The organism is Ruegeria sp. HKCCA0370, assembly GCF_013033705.1.
Taxonomy (GTDB): Bacteria; Pseudomonadota; Alphaproteobacteria; order Rhodobacterales; family Rhodobacteraceae; genus Ruegeria.
The window spans coordinates 1-14,642 of record NZ_WQEP01000021.1; the positions used below are offsets into that span (position 1 = coordinate 1).

At 52.3% G+C, this 14,642-nt stretch carries 11 protein-coding genes, 1 tRNA gene and 1 pseudogene; 2 read left to right on the forward strand and 11 right to left on the reverse strand.

Annotation, left to right across the window (positions count from 1 at the left end):
• Nucleotides 1–256 precede the first annotated feature (256 nt).
• The 10 genes from GOW31_RS21535 to GOW31_RS21580 all read right to left on the reverse strand — a co-directional run bounded on the left by GOW31_RS21535 (nt 257) and on the right by GOW31_RS21580 (nt 12,916).
• Nucleotides 257–979 (reverse strand): hypothetical protein, encoded by a 723-nt coding sequence (locus GOW31_RS21535; RefSeq protein ID WP_171172759.1) that lies wholly within the window; start codon nt 977–979, stop codon nt 257–259.
• A 926-nt stretch (nt 980–1,905) separates the two neighbouring features.
• Nucleotides 1,906–2,142, reverse strand: coding sequence for a hypothetical protein (locus GOW31_RS21540; RefSeq protein WP_171172760.1), 237 nt, complete (start codon nt 2,140–2,142; stop codon nt 1,906–1,908).
• Between the two features lie 266 nt (nt 2,143–2,408).
• Nucleotides 2,409–3,260, reverse strand: coding sequence for a hypothetical protein (locus GOW31_RS21545; RefSeq protein ID WP_171172761.1), 852 nt, complete (start codon nt 3,258–3,260; stop codon nt 2,409–2,411).
• 1,217 nt (nt 3,261–4,477) lie between these two features.
• Nucleotides 4,478–5,185 carry an urea ABC transporter ATP-binding subunit UrtE gene (urtE, locus tag GOW31_RS21550; protein ID WP_171116863.1) on the reverse strand — a complete coding sequence of 236 codons (708 nt, stop codon included), beginning with the start codon at nt 5,183–5,185 and terminating at the stop codon, nt 4,478–4,480.
• On the reverse strand, nt 5,175–5,915 hold the full coding sequence (urtD, locus tag GOW31_RS21555; protein WP_171116861.1) for an urea ABC transporter ATP-binding protein UrtD: 741 nt from the start codon (nt 5,913–5,915) through the stop codon (nt 5,175–5,177). The genes urtE and urtD overlap by 11 nt, the downstream gene beginning before the upstream one ends.
• Nucleotides 5,912–7,165 carry an urea ABC transporter permease subunit UrtC gene (gene urtC, locus GOW31_RS21560; protein WP_171172764.1) on the reverse strand — a complete coding sequence of 418 codons (1,254 nt, stop codon included), beginning with the start codon at nt 7,163–7,165 and terminating at the stop codon, nt 5,912–5,914. The genes urtD and urtC overlap by 4 nt, the downstream gene beginning before the upstream one ends.
• 10 nt (nt 7,166–7,175) lie before the next feature.
• The gene (gene urtB, locus GOW31_RS21565; protein ID WP_171172762.1) at nt 7,176–9,131 is read right to left on the reverse strand and encodes an urea ABC transporter permease subunit UrtB; all 1,956 of its coding nucleotides are present in this window, start codon (nt 9,129–9,131) and stop codon (nt 7,176–7,178) included.
• A gap of 67 nt (nt 9,132–9,198) precedes the next feature.
• On the reverse strand, nt 9,199–10,473 hold the full coding sequence (gene urtA / locus GOW31_RS21570) for an urea ABC transporter substrate-binding protein (RefSeq protein ID WP_171116857.1): 1,275 nt from the start codon (nt 10,471–10,473) through the stop codon (nt 9,199–9,201).
• Between the two features lie 286 nt (nt 10,474–10,759).
• Entirely contained in the window at nt 10,760–11,146 is a 387-nt protein-coding gene (locus GOW31_RS21575; RefSeq protein ID WP_171116855.1) for a hypothetical protein, read from the reverse strand.
• 585 nt (nt 11,147–11,731) lie between these two features.
• On the reverse strand, nt 11,732–12,916 hold the full coding sequence (locus GOW31_RS21580; RefSeq protein ID WP_171172765.1) for a site-specific integrase: 1,185 nt from the start codon (nt 12,914–12,916) through the stop codon (nt 11,732–11,734).
• 509 nt (nt 12,917–13,425) lie between these two features.
• Between GOW31_RS21580 and GOW31_RS21585 the strand changes: the two genes are divergently transcribed.
• Nucleotides 13,426–13,516, forward strand: a tRNA-OTHER gene (locus GOW31_RS21585).
• Nucleotides 13,474–14,313: a hypothetical protein gene (locus GOW31_RS21590; protein ID WP_171172763.1), complete on the forward strand. Its 840-nt coding sequence runs from the start codon at nt 13,474–13,476 to the stop codon at nt 14,311–14,313. The genes GOW31_RS21585 and GOW31_RS21590 overlap by 43 nt, the downstream gene beginning before the upstream one ends.
• Before the next feature lie 94 nt (nt 14,314–14,407).
• Here the strand turns inward: GOW31_RS21590 and GOW31_RS21915 are convergent.
• A pseudogene (locus tag GOW31_RS21915) lies at nt 14,408–14,642 on the reverse strand (hypothetical protein); the annotation flags it as partial.

Genomic DNA, 14,642 nt, shown 5'->3' on the forward strand with positions numbered 1-14,642 from the left:
CGGACAGACCGACCCGACTTGTAGAATTTCGGGCCGAACCCCGTCACGCGCCATTTCTGGATGGTGCGCACGCTCTGGCACAGGAAGTCAGCGGCTTTGCTTTCGTCGATAAAGCCATCGAGATAATCCGTGGCCGGGCGGTTGTTGTCGTTTGCAGGTTCGTTGGTGAGCATCGTTTACTCCGTGTTGAGTTGCTGATGCTCTAGACTTGGATTACCTACCAACCACAAAAAATACCAATAAATCCCACCCGAATTTATTGTTTTTTGGCTCCTCTTAACTCTTTGAAAAGAGGTGATATAATTCTCCTGATCGTTTCGGAGCTGATCTTATTTGCCGGTACTGGAAGGTCAGCGCCGTTCTTTTCGAGCCACTCCCTGACCTTGGGGTAGTGAGACATTTGTGACGCTGACAAGTCAATTTCCCCCATCTTGTTGAGCGCATGAAATGCCATTTCGATAGCAGGCGCTACGGTTGGACGTCCGGCTTTCGCGGGAACAGGGCAGGGCTGTGCTTTCAAAAGCGGATCATTCTCCGCTCTCATCATGCGCACTCGAACGCCAATGAAACGTAAGGATTGATAGTGCACTTCGTTCTTTTCAAAGACAGAGCGTTCGTTCCAAGCCTCTCGCGGGATTTGAACCGGCTCTAAGTCAAGAGTCCGTGGCCTGTCGAAACCATAGGCGCGGTAAACGCCCTTTCTTAGCAATTTTACGATTTCATCCGTGGCACGACTTTTTAGCTCAAACTGAGGCGCGCTGACCGCGCTCAGTTTTTGAGCACCGATTTTGACACGATCAAATCCGTCATCAACTTCTGGACTCGCCTCCACCAGTGCTTCGCAAAAAACTTGAAGAAAGTGTTTGTCCCCCCGCAAATTCTGCGCTTCGACCCACTCATCTTTGTAGAAATGCTTAGCAAACGCTTCTGCGGAAGCGGAAAGCCAATGGGATTGCTTCCAAAGTTCAAAGTAATTCATTCTGGTGGTCTCGGCCTGCTCGTGGGTTGCGGTGCTGTGTGCCGCCTCTGGAAGACGATCTCGTGATGATACATGGGTAGAAATCGAATGCGGCAGGATCAACCCTCTATGTAACGTAATGCGCGTGCAGTCCCTATGTAACGTAAGATAGTGAATGTTCGACCTCCGAGGGTTTGAGCATTTAGGCCACCAAACTGCCGTTCGCTGCAGTAGTGGCATGAATCCTAATAAATGGCAGTTATGCGCAGAAAACGGGTTATGAAAGTTTGTCTGTCGACAGTTGCGGGCTCAAAGCCATGGTACTCCCATCATTCGACCGATTTTTTGACAGTCCACTTCTTCGCATACCCATCTGGTAGGGCCGATGATCTTGTAAACCTGGAGCATTAGCCCTAAACCAGACTGAGGTTCTGTTGCACCTTTGCAAACTTTGAATTGATAGCTATCTGCATCTCTAAGGTGATCACAACAGTTGCCCGTGTACTCATCTCCTCCTCCCTTTACAGCTCGGCATCTTATGTACATTGCAACCCGCCCATCTTGATCGAAATGGGTCGTTCTAGAAGGTAAACATTGCCCGTCGAACAACTCTGCATCTGAGATGTCGTTTCCAAATCTATCAACTTCACCGGAGGCGCATCGATACGAATTTAGTGTGTCATGTTCGGACAAAGCAATAACCGGCCAGCAAAAAAACAGTGTAGCGAAGAAAAGCACAGAAAGTCGCATCTTAGTTCTCCAATTATGTTTTCAGTAAGTACCTCAAATTATCGCGAAAATTCATTTCGCCGTTCGAAAATTAACTTAGTACAACCGATTCCAAAGACTAATCAGCCAAAGATATTATCAAATCCGAACAAGGATTGCCTTTGCGAAATGGCAACGAGCGGTTGTTGGGACTTCGGTCAACAGCCTGCGATTTGCCACTATTCAACACTAGAAAGGACAATGGTCACTGCCGACAAAGCGATGCCTCCGCCAACTGATGCCTCAACAGGGACACCAAAGACCCCCCCAATCAAAACGGAAAGAGCAGTTACGCAAACGGTAGTTAAAGCTTTTACAATAACCGTCCTTAACCAACTGGATTTTACGACAGCGAAGACAGAACCAACAATAGCTGCTAAAAGAACCGCTAAAAAAATTAACCCCTCATAATCCACTAACCGCCTCCTAAAGTGATTAGCCCCTTAATCTTAAAGACTTTGTTCCCCTGAGCCCCATTTCTAGAGAGTACATCGTAAACACTGCATTACTTCAGTGTACCACAAAACTTCGCCACTTGCGATGGGACATCGACATTCTTGTTGCATTGGCGATGGACCCATCAAGGGGTCGAAGCTCGGCTGGACGAGCTAAAAGAGGGCATATTGGTCTGTGTTCTTTGACCGAATGAATATTCTGAAATTGGCGAACCTTGATCGTGCAGTTAATATAAGTCGAAAAGAATCGGATCGGCGGAGAAACGCGGAACAAAGGGAGGCGATCTCATTTCATTCATGAGGTCCCAGTAGATTGATTTTATGAATGGATCGGATAATTCAGGTGGAGTGTCGTACGTGTACATCTGAGTACCGCGTACGGCTTTCTTCAGCACGTGTGCGCGTCGAAACTCGTATGATAAATAGTCATAAATACCCCAGCGGATTTCGTTCAAATGCCACGCCACTCGTCCTGCCGATGCCAAGAATACATCGTCGCGAAACCGTTCAATGAAATCCGGGATGACAATATAGCTTTGCCCGTCATCTATTACCTTACCATTTCTGGCAAATATACTTTTGATCTGTTTTACGGTCCGATTTAGTCGCATAAAACCATGCTTAGTCGCATTGCCGCAAATCTTGAGATAATCTTTTCGCCTGACAAAAAATTTTCCATTCCACTCGATTGTCGGAAAGTGGGCGTCTTCAATTACGGCGTCGCCATCTAGCCAATTCGAGAACGAAGCGATTGCATCGGCCAGCGCACCACAATCACCGCCAAAGCTTGGGTTGTTCACTACCCGATCAAGATAGGCTAGATGAGTGTCCTTCATGCCTCCGGCGACGTTCGGTTTCTTCAGACAAAATGTGCCGTCGCGAGGGTGCGCCAAAAAGTCCGACAGTATTACTAAGAATAAGTCCTTTGCTTCGCTGGTGGTAAATCTATCTAACTGTGTGGAATTGGGGTCGCTATCCTTAAAAAAATGGCCGTAATGCACCATCGCACCAATTAAATCCCAAACGGCTGCGAGAACTAAGATTTCTTGATCTAGTTTGGAGTAGTCTTGTTTTTCCATGAGCCACAGTAACGAAGTACCTTGAATTATCAAACGGCAACTCAACGAAACGGTACTTCCGAGGTGTATTTCCTGCACTACCAACGGCGATCTGAGCTCGCAGTCGACATTCGGTCATTTCACTCAGACTATAGACGGGCACCTTGGGGTCAAGTTCAGCAAAAGGGCAGGGACATTAAAACCTTCAGATGTCGGCTCCGTGCCCATTGTTTTGATAACTCTCCCGCTGAACCTTTAACTATTTTTTCATATTGCTGCGTTGTAATGATGGAGCCCCGAATGCGTGGCTATTTTGATGGTGTTTTCGGTTGGTCGATTGCAAGCCACGGAAGCGACGATTTTCGTTTAGAGGGCAAAGTAGACCAAGGGTCGCAACTTAACTCAGCAATTGATTGGTTCCTGAGTACGTCCAATGCTCGCCTAACTTCCAAAGTGGCGTCACGACATTCAGTTAAATTGAAAACTCTAGCTCCGTGGACCATGTCATTGCGCATTTTCACCGCTTTGGGAACATGCTGCCATGTATTCTGCCCAATAAAATCCGGCAATGACCGATGCTCCTTGTCAAATACAGGCCAATACCCCGTCATGTCTTTGAATCCTTTGCGTTCAAGTAGCTTATCACATTGGACCGACGTGAAGCCCCTATTCAGCATGCAGTATCGAAGCGACCTTCGAACGGTCTTTTCCATTGCGAATACGGAAGCGAGAAGTGCTTCCGCGTGATGACCGTTATTGCTTAAGGCATCTAGACGGGTGATGACCTCGCCATAACCCTTGCTAATAGGATACATCAGATTTCCTGAATCCACACAAAATACCCGTACATTGTGTTCGCATGTTACTTATCGTTCAAGCTTAGTTTTCTTATGTTTGGCAGAGAGTGATAGTGATGGTCGGTTTTGTCCTGCTGACCCGTCACATGAGGCCGAAATCGAATGTCTCCTTCGGGCTGTGATCGACCTGCTACGCTAGCGAACGGTTGGAGTCCGTGCAATGACCGCAATGGGCTCATATGACTTGTTCATGCTCACCGCAGAGAAAGTTGGCAGCGAGCCCCAAATGCCCCTGATCCACGAACATCGGAAAACAAAAAACTGCAAGTAATCGGCATTCTATGCAGCTAAGTGAGCTACGAGACGGTATGAGCATAAGTCCGAATTGTTAAATCCGGTGCGTCGGGCATGGCAGAGCAGAAGTGAACCACTACAATGCCGTTAAACAGATACTGCGGACCTTAGTTGTTCTTTGCCAATTTGGCATTTGGAGCCGCGTAGAAGAGGGGTGCCTCGCTCGAGAACCAAGAATTCATCGCCTAACGAATAAGCAAACTCAAAGAACTGCTCGACCAAGATTATGGCCATTTCACCCTGATCACGCAGCAGACGAATGACTTCGCCAATCTGCTTGATGATGTTGGGTTGAATGCCCTCGGTCGGCTCGTCCAACAGCAAGAGTTTTGGCTTTGTGATCAACGCACGTGCAATGGCAAGTTGCTGCTGTTGACCACCAGACAGGTCGCCTCCGCGCCGCGACAGGAACTCTTTGAGGATCGGGAAAAGGTCAAAGATATAGTCGGGGATGGTGTGATCGCTGCGGGGCAGGCAGGCAAAGCCGGTTTCGAGGTTTTCGCGCACCGTCAAAAACGGGAAAATCTCGCGCCCTTGCGGAACGTAAGCCACGCCTTTTCTGGCCAGCTCGAAGGATGTGGTGTTGCCGATCTCTTCGCCGGTTAGCACATAGTCGCCACCGCTGCGGGGATGCGTGCCGGATATCGCTTTCAAAAGGCTTGTTTTTCCGACGCCGTTTGTACCCATCACGCAGGTCACCTGACCCTGACGCGCGGTGATGTCGACGCCGTTCAAGATCTGGCTGCCGCCATAGTGCAGAGTCAAATCAGAGATGTTCAGAAGGTCAGCGGCCAAGATAAACCTCGATTACTTTCTCGTTCCGGGTGACATGGTCCAACGATCCTTCGGCCAGGACCGAACCCTCGTGCAGCACGGTGACTTTGCAGTTCAGGCGACGGACAAACTCCAAATCGTGTTCGACAACAACGACGGCCCGGGTTTTGGCCGCTTCGACAAGAATGTCGGTCGTATGCTTGCGCTCTGCCGGGGTCATCCCGGCCGCAGGCTCATCGACCAGCAGCAATTGTGGGTCCTGAGCCAGCAGCATCCCGATCTCGAGCCATTGCTTTTGCCCGTGGCTAAGTTCACCCGCCTTGCGGCCCAAGGCGCTCTGCAGTCCGATTTCCTCGGCCAGCGTTGCGACTTTCTCATGATCTTCCTGACGCGCCCGGAACCGCAGCACAGCCAACGGCCCGCGTTTGTTTTTCAGGGCAAGCATCAGGTTTTCGCGGATGCTTTGGTCTTCGAACACAGTTGGTCGCTGGAACTTTCTTCCCACTCCGGCCTGCGCGATCTGGCTTTCGCTCATCGACAGTAGTGAGACAGATTTCTCACCCCACAGAACATGACCATCTTCCGGCTTGGTCTTGCCCGTGATGATGTCCATGAACGTCGTCTTTCCCGCCCCGTTCGGGCCGATGACAGCGCGCATTTCGGCCGGACCGATTTGGAACGTCAGGTTGTTGATGGCCTTGAACCCGTCGAAGGATACGGAAACGCCAGAGACTTCGAGCAGCGTGCTCATTCATTCGCCTCCTTTTCGCGCAACGACCCAAGGTCTGGTCCCAGGTCGGCCCCATGTCGATCCGGTGCGCGGCGTTCTGTAAGCTTGTCGATCAGTCCCCCTATGCCGCGGGGCGCGAACAGCGTGACCGCAACAAACGAGAAACCAAGCAGGATGGTCCACCAATCGACCCATTGGATCGTATAGAACTCTAGCGAGATGTCGGGGGTTTGCCCGCCTGTAAACCATGTCGACAGCAACGAGACAAAGGCCGCACCGATCACCGCTCCGTACAGCCGTCCGCGTCCGCCGATTGCCACCCAAACGGCCAGGTAGATTGACGCGATGGGCGCAATTTCGGCCGGGTTAATGATGCCCGCTTGCGGATAGTACAAAGCGCCCGCGATACCGCAGATCACGGCGGTGAAGGTGAAGATGAAAAGCTTGTAGGCCTCGACTGAGTATCCAAGGAACCGAACGCGGCTTTCATCGTCTCGGATGGCGCGAATGACCGATCCGAATTTGCCGGACACCACCCATGCGCAGACAAGGTAGCCAAGGCCAAGCGCTAGGGCGGACGCCCAAAAGAACAGGATCGAAACCGTTGATTGCGGCACCGAGTCCAGACCCGGCAGGTTCTGCAGCCCCGACAAGCCGTTATTCCCGCGCAGCCCACTGTCGTTCTGGAACAGGTAAAGGGACAGCGCCAGCGTCATCGCCTGCGTCAGGATCGACAGGTAAACCCCGGTCACCCGACTGCGAAACGCCAACCACCCAAAAACAAGCGCCAGCAGACCGGGTACCAACACCACCGCAGCCAGTTGTAGCGGTAAGGAATGTGCAAAAGCCCAGATCGGGGGAAACTCGGACGCACCGACAACGCCGAAAATCTGAGCGGCAATGCCATCCGATATTTCCTGGACCGTCGGCGGCAATGCAGACGCCGCGAGGCTGTCGACCACGATAATCTCGGTCCGGGCGTACATCAGCCACATGCCGATGGCGTAGCCGCCAATGCCAAAAAATGCCATGTGCCCCAGCGACAGGATACCTGTGTATCCCCACACCAGATCCATCGCCAGTGCAGCAAGACACAGGCACAGCGTTTTGCCCAAAGTTTTGATAAAGCTGGTGGAAATCAGCCCGATGCCAAACCCTTCGCCCAAAACAGTAATGATAACCGTAAACAGGGACAGGATGATCAGAAAGATCGCGACAGAGGGATAGCGCAGCACCAGCGGCTTGCGTACAGGCTTGGCTGTAGAAGTCATGTCAACCATATCACGCTTCCGCCGCCCGACCTTTGAGCGCGATGATACCGCGCGGTCGGAATTGAATGAACAGGATGATGAAAAGGATCATGTACGTCTGCGCCGCCAGCGTATTGGACGGGTTGAGCCACTCGATCCCCTTTTGCAGCGTTCCGACCATCGTCGCACCCAGCAGCGTGCCCCAGATGTTGCCAACACCGCCAACGACAACTGTCATAAAGCTTTGCACAATGTAGTCAGAGCCCATCTCGGAAGTGACTTTGGCATAAAGCCCGATGGCCACGCCGGCGATGCCCGCGATGCCTGAGCCCAGGCCGAATGTCAGCATGTTGATCCGGTCCGGGTTAATACCCATGGAGGACGCCATGCGGGGGTTTTGAGTGACCGCTCTCACCTCAAGCCCCACCCGGGTTCGGTTCATGACGATAAGGAACAGGGCCAGAAACATCAACGCCAGAACGAAGATCGCGATGCGGATATAGCTGATCGAGACGATGTCGTTCAGCACCATCGACCCGTCCAACCATGCCGGAGCAGTCAGAGGACGCGCCTGCGTGCCAAAGATGTTCTTGGCCAGTTGCTGCAAGGCAATGGAAACGCCGAAGGTTGCCAGCAGCGTCTCTAGCGGCCGGTGATACAGCCACCGAATGACCAGCCGCTCCAGTAGAACACCGGCCCCGAAGGTCACCAGAAACGCGCAGGGAATGGCCACAAGGATCGAAAGCGTCAGGTCAGGAATGAACAACTGCACCACATAGCCGGTGTAGGCGCCCATCATGATGAACTCACCATGCGCCATATTGATCACGCCCATGACTCCGAAGGTGATCGCAAGACCGATCGCCGCAAGGAAATAGATCGAGGCCAAAGACAGCGCGTCCAGCACCAGATCCGCTGTCTGGTTCAAAGCAACTTGCGTTTCAATGTTGTCCAAAGCCGCCTGTGCAGCAAGAGCGATGGGCAAGGGGGCTGAGACGTAAACCTTGAAAAACTTATGTTTTTGAACAGCTTCGGCAATATCTTCCTGTGTCACCAGCGGGGTCGCAAGACCTTGCTGGGCCAACACCTGATACGCGGCCTCTCGGGCGACGTCCTCGTCAAGGCTCGCCACTTGTACACCCGCAACAGTATCGCCGTTTATGTTGGCGATCAGGGCTTGCTTTACCGCTGCTGCATCCACCGGCTCCGGGGCCAACCCGTTTGCGACAAGCAGGTCATAGGCCTGGTCCTGCGTCAGATCGTCCGATCCGACCTCAATGCCAACCGCACCGTCCGTGATTTCATCTGCGACCTTGATTTCGGATGAAACCAAAGGATTGAGCGTTGCCCTGACATCAACACCCAGATCGCCGGCAAAGCTGTCGATTGCAGCAAGCCTCGCGGCCTCATCCTCATCAAAGCGAATGGTGAGCAAGCGTTCCAACCGGTCTTTGCGCGCCTTGAGGTTGGCGTCTTGTTCAGCCTCGTTGGAACCCCGCAGGGCAGACAGGTGCGACGCTTCGGCGTCTCGCTCAATCGCTGTCAAAGCAGCGACGCGTGTCCTTGGATTGGGGTCGTTCAACTGAAACTGCACCAGAGCAGACGCGATCAACCCGCGAATGCCAGAATTGGGCTTGAGTTGTTTGTATTTCTTTTTCTCGACAACCCCGATCTCGGCCCCGTCAGATACATCGAAGACTTGCAACCCACCGTCAGCCTTTGAGGCAAAGACAAAAAGACCGGTTTCTTTGTTGAACCACATGTCCTTGGCCTGCCAACGCTCCAGAACGGTCTGCGCTTCCGGCAGCCCACTTTGCGCCAGCGCGTCGATCGCAGGGCCAATCGTCTTGCGAGAGGATTTCTGGATCACCTCCGCGTGAGACTGCAATATCTGCTGCACCGGGGCGTCTGCGGATTGCGCTTGCAAAAGGGTAGGGGCCACAAGGACCAGCAGGGCAAGCACTGCCCGCCTGAACGGAAGCGTCATTTAGGAAGACCTTTGTATTGAGCCTCGGGGCACAACTCGCGCGCCCCGAGGAATTCAGGTTAAGACCTTAGTAGTTGGACTTGATCTGTACGCAGCTCTCGGTTTCGGTGTTGTACATCCCGCAACCCAGCTCTTTCCAATCCGACACGAGAACAGCGGACTCAGGCAGATAGTCGGTCCAGGCGTCGCCCGGAACTTCTTCGGTCTGGCTGATGATGTCGAACTGACCGTCTTCCTGGATTTCACCGATCAGGACCGGCTTGGCCAGATGGTGGTTGGGCAGCATCACAGCGGTGCCGCCTGTCAGGTTCGGGAATTCCTGACCGTACATGGCGGTCCGAACGGCATCGACATCGGTGGTGTCGGCAGCCGTCGCCGCGTTCACCCACATGTTGAAGCCGATATAGTGGGCCTCCATCGGGTCATTGGTCACACGGTCCTCACCCATTCGGGCTTTCCAAGCTTCAACCCATGCTTCGTTCGCATCGCTTTCGGCCGACTGGAAATAGTTCCAGGCCGCCAGGTGACCGACGAGGTTGGTGGTATCCAGACCGGCCAACTCTTCCTCACCGACCGAGAATGCGACAACCGGAATGTCATCAGCCGAGATGCCCGCAGCAGCAAGTTCCTTGTAGAACCCGACGTTCGCGTCGCCATTGATTGTCGAAATCACGCCGACTTTCTTGCCATCCGCGCCAAGTGCAACCACGTCGGCCACGATCTTGGACCAGTCCGAATGACCGAACGGCGTGTAGTTGACGAAAATGTCCTCTTCCGCGATGCCCTTCTGCTTCAGGTAACTTTCAAGGATATTGTTCGTGGTCCGCGGATAGACGTAGTCGGTTCCCAGCAGCGCGAATTTCTCAACTTCCAGCTCATCCAGGAAGTAATCCGTGGCTGGGATCGCCTGCTGGTTCGGCGCAGCACCTGTGTAGAACACGTTTTTCGAGCTCTCTTCACCCTCATACTGAACCGGATAGAACAGCAGGCCGTTCAGTTCTTCGATCACCGGCAGGACGGATTTGCGGGAAACCGATGTCCAGTTGCCAAAGATCACGTCAACCTCGTGGACTGTGAGCAACTCACGCGCCTTTTCGGCAAACAGTGGCCAGTCCGAGGCCGGGTCTACAACGACGGCTTCAAGCTCACACCCCAGAAGACCACCCGCTTCGTTTTGCTGTTCGACTAGCATTTCCATCGTGTCTTTCAGCGTGGTTTCCGAAATGGCCATGGTACCGGACAACGAATGAAGGACGCCAACCTTGATCGGGCAATCAGCCAGTGCAGGCAATGAACTGGCCAACAGGACTGCGGCGGTTGTGGTGAGAATTTTGGTGTGCATCAGCATTTCCTTTTATGCGACGCGCAGCAGGGTTGTTCGGGGCGCCGAAACGTCCCATATACCCCCCACGCATAATTGCGGTGTGCGAGGGCGTCTTCAGGTTCCTAGGCCGGGCACCTTCGCACATGTTCCAAGCCGTCTTGCGGCACTCCATAGTGCTAGGACAGTTCTTTGCAGCTCTTAGAGTCTCATAGCCCGAGTTCTTGGATTGATTGAGGGTATTGCCCAATTTCGCGGCAATGCAGCACGTCGCGCTTAAAAATGCGGCGGCGCAGCGAAGCGGTCTTTAAGCGCCGCCCAAGATCAACAGATTGCATTGATCCAAGTACTGCTTGGCAGCTCGGCGCGCCGCACTTGCTTTCACTTCATCAGAAGTAAAGGTTGCGGTTTGCAGCAAACGTGCGTGGGCGTGTTTGGAATTCACCCTGTGGCCTAGGACAAATTCGGCATTATTTGCTGTCGTAGTCGCTTCCAGCAACGAGATAAACCTACCGCGCCGCAGTTCATAATCCTGAGCTTTTGGATCGTTCAAAAGCCACGCGTGTTCCATTTCAGCCGAGAAGCGACCTGCACAACCTGCAAAAGATTTTACGATCCCACTTTCTGCGTAGAGCAATCCAGAAGTCACCAGGATGCACACAATAGAAAGAAAGAATGTTCTCAAAATGCACATATTTTAATCATCGCCACAGTAATTGCGTCCGTCAAGGCAGCACTTTGAAATCAACTGTGTCCAGTTTACGGATTACTCTGAATAGAAAGCCCCAGCATTTTCAGGCTCAAATTTGATTAATCACACCGATTCCGCAATGTACGGCCAAGCTTGCACCAATCTTCTGGATAGGCCGAGCTAACACTTACTATCGGATTCAAATATCTAAAGCTTCGCACTAGTTGGAAGTTGCAATGTCTGATTTGAGTCCCAATTGAAACCCTCGATCCGCTGACCAAGACCGAAACTGATTCCGCCAACCAGTCGTTCACTCCGACCAAACTTGCTGCAATGTAGCTAAAACGGCTCAGTCCGCGAAGAAGCCATCAGACGCCGGGATGCGAATGTCTGGAATGCGACGTTTGAGACTTGTTGCACAAGCGAGACTCTGGGTGTTGACGAAAGTCCGGTAAGGGCTCTGTGCTGCTGTACTGAACTTCACCTTGGTTGGTAGATTTTGTTACGTAGGGATGGGGCAATCCATACATAAGGTAATGCATACTCTGATCCCTATGTAACGTAACCTTACGTAGAGCGGTGCCATGCCTAAACTGCTAAACGCAACCTGCGGGCGACGTTTGGCATTCCCACCAATGCGTCGAGCCGGGTCGCGTTTTCTTCCGCCGCCCGTCGTACCGGATCATCCGCCAGATGCGCATACCGCATGGTGGTCTGAATTTGACTGTGACCCAGCAACCGGCCAACCATCTGGATCGGCATACCTGAAGATACGGCGTTTGATGCGTAGGTGTGGCGCAAGTCGTGAATGCGGACATCATGCAGACCAGCCAGCTTACGAATACGCCGCCAAGGTTTTTGCAGATCAGTGACGTAGTGTCCGGGAACTGCCCCGGCAATAACGTAAGGATTGTCAGGAAGCTGTGGGAGGGTGCTCAGGACCGCTCTGGCGGCTTGGGGCAGGGGAATGCGCCGCGCACCTGTTTTGGAATCTGGAAGCTCCATTCCAACGTCTGTGATGAAGGACCATTGCAAGGTCTGAATTTCACCAAGGCGACAGCCGGTTAGGATCAGCAATCGGAACGCGGCAACCACAAACGGCGACTCTGATCCGTCAAGTTCCGCGTCTGCCAAGACCTGTCCAAGCCGTTGAAGCTCATCTTGGCTCAGAAACCGTTCCCGCTTTTCTTCGCGGTATTTCGGGACATGGCGACAGGGGTTTGAACCGTCAGGTCGCAAGCCCCAGATTTCCGCCAGATTGAACATCTTGGACAATACGCCCAGTGTTCGGTTCGCCTGATAGGGTTTGTCCCGGAATTTGTGGTGCAGTTCGGCAATGTCTTTCCGTTCCACGTCAACTACTTTGAAGCTGCCAATTGCTGGAACAATGAACAGGTCGATTGCCCTGCGATACTCCCCTTGGGTAGAAGGCTTGCAGCGTTCTCTGACGTGCGTTTCAAAGAACCGTTCACACAGAGCCGCGACCGTTGGCGCGCGGCGATGTTGGGAAATCTCTTCGGCAGGGTTCTCACCTTTTGCCACTTGGCCCATGACTTCCTTTGCCAGCTTCCGTGCCTCGTCGACTGTGATCTTGCCATGTCGACCGATGGAAACGCGCCGTGTTCTTCCACCTTTGCGATATTGCGCCTGATAGGTTTTGGCACCGGAGGGCATGACGCGGACACCAAACCCGGCAATCTGACTATCCCAAACAAAGTAATCCTTCGCCTCAACGGGCAGGGCTTCTACGGCGCGCTTGGTCAGTTTCGGCATGCTCATTCCTTTACCTGTCATCGCCCCGTGGAAGCATTGTGGAAGCAACTGGAAGCGGTTCATGGCGTAAGAGGTAGGAATGGAGTGATGCGATCGTCAACAATAAAACAACGATTCCAATAAGATAGAGTAGAACGGCGCTTTCCAGCGTAATTGGTGCAGGTGGGCGTAAGCTATCTCATAACCTGAAGGTCGCAGGTTCAAATCCTGCTCCCGCAACCAAAAAAATACCAGTCAGATATCAAACATTTAGCGCCCCAAGGGGCGCTTTTTGCGTTTAGGGCATCTCACCACGGTGCTACACCGGTGAGCAGCCACACTGCAAAGAACAGCGACGATGTTGCAACCAGTTCCGCGTCCCAAGCTCCCGAATCTCTCCCATAACAAAACCTCTCCAACATTCACCGTCAGTGCTGTCAGCACCGTCAGCCTAAAGACTCTGAGAAGAAGACCTTGAACCGTTTTTGATATTGACCTGAAATCAAGCGCTTATGTATCAATCTTCTCGAGGCGTCATAGTGTAATGGTAGCACGCCTGCCGATTAGAGGATTATACTTTGAAAGCAGGAAGCGCGGGTTCGAGTCCCGATGGCGTCACCAATTTTTCGGCTGCGACGCAACCACTCAGATTTTTTCTTGGCGAAGTCGGCGAAGCAGTGGCCTATCTGAACACAATTGTGGTTGGTTTAGATGCCGTAGAGAATGGCTACAAGAAGCCAGCCGGTTTGAAGATTTCGTGGAACCCCGATGACCAAAATGCAGCGGCAAGAAAAGCTCGCCGCTTTGCGGTTGAAGCCACTATGCAAAAGGTGTGTGGAGCCCTAAAGGAATATATCGCAACCATTTCAAATTTCAAACGGCTCACAGTTGTAAGAGAACGATGGTCCGGAAAAACAACCAGCGCAGAGAAAACTACCGACGTGGCTGAATTTCTCTTAGGAGAGGACGATTTTTTACATGTGGGAGCTTGCTTAACAATCCACTGGCGAAACCGTATAGTTCACAAACGTTCCAGTGCCAAACTAACCGCCAAACAAGAAAATCGACTGAGAAAACAAAAAGCTACAATCAAATCTAACTTTGCTTCCCTAGATGTTGATAGATTACTGGATCATTTTGAGAAAGGTCGGCCGACGCTCAAAGATATCTCCACTTTGATTTCTTTTTCAATCCGATTTGTTAGGGAACTGGATCGCAAATTAAACCACGTGTCTAAGTTAGATCTTGATTACCTTCTTGATCGGTATGAGTTGACTAGTCGCGTTGAAAAGATAGAACGTGAAACGTCTCCGCCAAAGCGTTTTGATTCAATTGTACGGTTGCTGAAGACAGAGGCACCCGGATTGGTTGTGAGTTACCAAGATATTATGATCGTTAATGTCCGCATGGCGGACTAAAGCGATGTTGAGAATTTACATATGGGCCCTTAGAAGTCTAAAAGCGCTCGACTGTTCAGGTCGAGCGCTTGAGCATTCGTTGCCGCGTGAATTTTCAATGGTTTGTTAATTCTATCACCCGCATCCCCGCTTTACCCTCCCGACTGAACGCGATGTTTACACCCTGTCGCCACAGAACCGGCTGAACCCTACGCAGGGCCGCACCAAACCGCGCCTCAGACCGGGGAAAACTCTGGCTGTCTGTCAACGGCAGCGTAAAAACCGGCCATGGGGCGGAGCAAAAGTCGTCCACTGATTGGGTGACCGGCGCCTTGGCAAACGGGCTCCGA

Excerpts from the sequence above, each read along its gene's own strand:
- urtB (WP_171172762.1), bottom strand. The coding sequence starts at position 9,131 with ATGACGCTTCCGTTCAGGCGGGCAGTGCTTGCCCTGCTGGTCCTTGTG.
- urtD (WP_171116861.1), bottom strand. The coding sequence starts at position 5,915 with ATGAGCACGCTGCTCGAAGTCTCTGGCGTTTCCGTATCCTTCGACGGG.
- GOW31_RS21580 (WP_171172765.1), bottom strand. The coding sequence starts at position 12,916 with ATGCCGAAACTGACCAAGCGCGCCGTAGAAGCCCTGCCCGTTGAGGCG.
- GOW31_RS21575 (WP_171116855.1), bottom strand. The coding sequence starts at position 11,146 with ATGTGCATTTTGAGAACATTCTTTCTTTCTATTGTGTGCATCCTGGTG.
- GOW31_RS21535 (WP_171172759.1), bottom strand. The coding sequence starts at position 979 with ATGAATTACTTTGAACTTTGGAAGCAATCCCATTGGCTTTCCGCTTCC.
- urtA (WP_171116857.1), bottom strand. The coding sequence starts at position 10,473 with ATGCACACCAAAATTCTCACCACAACCGCCGCAGTCCTGTTGGCCAGT.
- GOW31_RS21545 (WP_171172761.1), bottom strand. The coding sequence starts at position 3,260 with ATGGAAAAACAAGACTACTCCAAACTAGATCAAGAAATCTTAGTTCTC.
- urtC (WP_171172764.1), bottom strand. The coding sequence starts at position 7,165 with ATGACTTCTACAGCCAAGCCTGTACGCAAGCCGCTGGTGCTGCGCTAT.